Here is a 372-nt window from a genome sequence, read left to right on the forward strand (position 1 = left end):
CCGCATTTGAGCATGACGAGGCTGATGAGGTTGTCGAGGTTGCGGTAGCCGTAGCCGATCTTGATGGTGGTCTTGATCTTGTTGTTGATGGCCTCGAGCCTGGCGTTGGACAGTCCGGAACGGATGGTCGTGAGGATGTCGAAGTGGCGTCTGGCGATCTTCTCGCCGAGCTGGACGAATCCGGGGATGCCGGACAGGGACGCGTCCGCGGCCCATTGGCGCAGCAGTGGGTCGGCTTTGCCGGCGGTCTGTTTGAGGATCATCCTGAGGCGTTCCTTGAGCTTGTACGCCTCCCAGAGGGTCTCGTTGGTGTTCGCCACGCACTCCAATTGGGCCTTCTGGCCGGCGGTCAGGTCGTCCTCGTTCTTCAGC

General features: G+C 61.3%; 1 protein-coding gene. It reads right to left on the reverse strand.

The features are described from left to right. A partial coding sequence (locus tag DF200_RS10565) for a transposase (RefSeq protein ID WP_146192079.1) occupies nucleotides 1-372 on the reverse strand: 372 nt, incomplete at both ends.

Source organism: Bifidobacterium catulorum (genome assembly GCF_003129925.1).
In the GTDB taxonomy this organism is placed as follows: domain Bacteria; phylum Actinomycetota; class Actinomycetes; order Actinomycetales; family Bifidobacteriaceae; genus Galliscardovia; species Galliscardovia catulorum.